Genomic DNA, 3,259 nt, shown 5'->3' with positions numbered 1-3,259 from the left:
CATTCCATAACATAACTGTTCCCATTTTCTGAAAACTGGTCTATGATGCTTAAAAGGATTGTTTACAATCTTTAATTGCAAATCATTTGCAACTGCCCAGAAGAAAAAACAGAAAAAGGAACAAAGAGATGTTAGAAGCCTATCGTAAAGCCGCCGCCGAGCGCGCCGCCCTTGGTATTCCCCCCCTTCCTCTGACTGCTCAGCAGACTGCTGATTTGGTTGAGCTACTGAAAAATCCACCTGCCGGTGAAGGTGAATTCTTGGTTGAGCTGTTGGCTCACCGCGTACCGCCCGGTGTGGACGATGCCGCCAAAGTTAAAGCCTCATTTTTGGCAGCCGTTGCCGAAGGCAGCGTATCCAGTCCGCTGATTTCCCCTGAGTATGCTACCGAGCTGTTGGGTACCATGCTTGGCGGTTACAACATTCATGCACTCATCGAACTCTTGGACAACGACAAACTTGCGCCTATCGCTGCAAATGGTCTGAAACATACTCTGCTGATGTTTGACTCTTTCCACGATGTTCAAGAAAAAGCCGAAAAAGGCAATAAATACGCGCAAGAAGTATTGCAATCTTGGGCAGATGCCGAATGGTTCACTTCTCGTGCCAAAGTTCCAGAAAAAATCACTGTTACCGTCTTCAAAGTCGACGGCGAAACCAATACAGACGACCTCTCTCCTGCACCTGATGCATGGAGTCGTCCGGATATTCCGCTGCACGCGCTGGCGATGTTGAAAAACCCGCGCGACGGCATCAATCCTGATAAACCGGGTGAAGTCGGTCCGATTAAATTGTTGGAAGAACTCAAAGCCAAAGGCCATCCTGTTGCTTATGTTGGCGATGTGGTCGGTACCGGTTCTTCTCGTAAATCCGCGACCAACTCCGTCATTTGGCATACCGGCGAAGACATCCCGTTCGTACCGAACAAACGCTTCGGCGGCGTATGCTTGGGCGGCAAAATTGCGCCGATTTTCTTCAATACTCAAGAAGATTCCGGTGCATTGCCGATTGAAGTCGATGTTTCCGCGCTGAAAATGGGCGATGTCGTCGATATTCTGCCTTATGAAGGCAAAATTGTGAAAAATGGCGAAACCGTTGCCGAGTTCAGCCTGAAATCCCAAGTATTGCTGGATGAAGTGCAAGCCGGCGGCCGTATCAACCTGATTATCGGTCGCGGCCTGACCGCCAAAGCGCGTGAAGCCCTGAAACTGCCTGCTTCCACCGAATTCCGTCTGCCTCAAGCGCCTGCCGAAAGCAAAGCCGGTTTCACATTGGCTCAAAAAATGGTCGGTCGCGCCTGCGGTCTGCCTGAAGGACAAGGCGTGCGTCCGGGTACTTACTGCGAACCACGCATGACTACTGTCGGCTCGCAAGATACTACCGGCCCGATGACTCGCGATGAATTGAAAGACCTGGCTTGTTTGGGCTTCTCAGCAGATATGGTGATGCAGTCTTTCTGTCACACCGCGGCTTATCCAAAACCTGTCGATGTCAGAACCCATAAAGAATTGCCTGCCTTTATCTCTACCCGTGGCGGTGTATCCCTGCGTCCGGGTGACGGCGTGATTCACTCATGGCTCAACCGCCTGCTGTTGCCTGATACAGTCGGTACCGGCGGCGACAGCCACACTCGTTTCCCTATCGGTATTTCTTTCCCTGCCGGTTCCGGCTTGGTTGCTTTCGCAGCAGCCACGGGCGTAATGCCACTTGATATGCCTGAGTCTGTATTGGTACGCTTCAGTGGCAAACTGCAACCGGGCGTCACCCTGCGTGACTTGGTAAATGCAATTCCGTTGTACGCGATTAAACAAGGTTTGCTGACTGTTGCCAAAGCCGGTAAGAAAAACATCTTCTCCGGCCGCATCCTCGAAATCGAAGGCCTGCCTGATTTGAAAGTGGAACAAGCCTTTGAATTGACTGACGCGTCTGCCGAACGTTCTGCTGCAGGCTGTACCGTGAAGCTCAACAAAGAGCCGATTATCGAGTACATGAAATCCAACGTCGTGTTGATGAAAAACATGATTGCCGACGGCTATCAAGACCCGCGCACTTTGGAACGCCGCATCAAAGCCATGGAAGCATGGTTGGCAAATCCTGAATTGCTCGAAGCGGATAAAGATGCCGAATACGCCGCCGTGATTGAAATCAACATGGACGACATTAAAGAGCCGATTATCGCCTGTCCGAACGATCCTGACGACGTGTGCTTCATGTCTGAGTGCTCCGGCACCAAAATTGACGAAGTGTTCATCGGTTCGTGCATGACCAACATCGGCCACTTCCGCGCCGCCTCCAAACTCTTGGAAGGCAAGTCCGACATCCCCGTCCGCCTGTGGATGGCACCGCCGACCAAAATGGATGCGAAAGAGTTGTCCGACGAAGGCCACTACGGCGTACTCGGTCGTGCCGGCGCGCGTATGGAAATGCCGGGCTGTTCATTGTGTATGGGTAACCAAGCCCAAGTACACGAAGGCGCAACCGTCATGTCCACCTCTACCCGCAACTTCCCGAACCGCTTGGGTAAAAACACCTTCGTTTACCTCGGCTCGGCTGAGTTGGCGGCAATCTGCTCCAAACTGGGTAAAATCCCGACTGTTGAAGAATATCAAGCTAATATCGGTATTATCAACGAGCAGGGTGACCAAATCTACCGCTACATGAACTTCAACGAAATCGACAGCTACAACGAAGTAGCCGAAACCGTGAATGTTTAATGTAACAAGGTAAACCGATTTTCAGACGGCCTTAAATAATAAAGGCCGTCTGAAACGGAAAAAAGGACGCGTTCATCACGTCCTTTTTATTTTTAGTTCAATAAAAGGCCGTTTAAAAGATAAGTTTCAGATGGCCTTTGCTTAGGATAAATAATCAGAAAACCGATTAATCAGCGTTGTTTACTTTACGCCAAAACCAGGTTGGAGCAGGGCGCAAGGCTGACGCTCGTGACGGCTGCGGCGTGTTCTGCCGGCAATTTTACCGCAGACAATACCCGGATCGTTTTTCTCTTCTGCTTTTTTCGAGTTTTTGTCTGACTTATTCGAGTATTCGTTGCGTTTGTTTCTATCATCGCGGCGAGAGCGGCTGTCGCTGTGCTGAACCGGTTGCGCTTCGGCTTCATCTTGATTGTCGTTGCCCCACCAATGCGGCTCAAAGCCTTCGATGCGTTCCACATTCAAATCGCTGCAGGTCAGCTCTTTAATGGATTCAAACATTTTCTGTTCGGTTTTATCCATTAAGGAAATGGCAACGCCGTCAGCAC

1 protein-coding gene and 1 pseudogene are annotated in these 3,259 nt (G+C 50.5%); one reads left to right on the top strand and one right to left on the bottom strand.

Going from position 1 to position 3,259, the window contains the following annotated elements; genetic code table 11:
- The first annotated feature begins 128 nt into the window (after positions 1 to 128).
- Complete coding sequence (gene acnB / locus ACTHUT_RS16390) at positions 129 to 2,714, top strand: bifunctional aconitate hydratase 2/2-methylisocitrate dehydratase (protein ID WP_440419087.1); 2,586 nt, start codon at positions 129 to 131, stop codon at positions 2,712 to 2,714.
- Positions 2,715 to 2,894: 180 nt separating this feature from the next.
- Here the strand turns inward: acnB and ACTHUT_RS16385 are convergent.
- Positions 2,895 to 3,259 (bottom strand): annotated as a pseudogene (locus ACTHUT_RS16385) (DEAD/DEAH box helicase); the annotation flags it as partial.

It is taken from the genome of Neisseria sp. P0022.S010, assembly GCF_051956635.1.
Note: the sequence above shows the minus strand (reverse complement) of the source record. Positions and strands in the feature narration are given on the sequence as shown.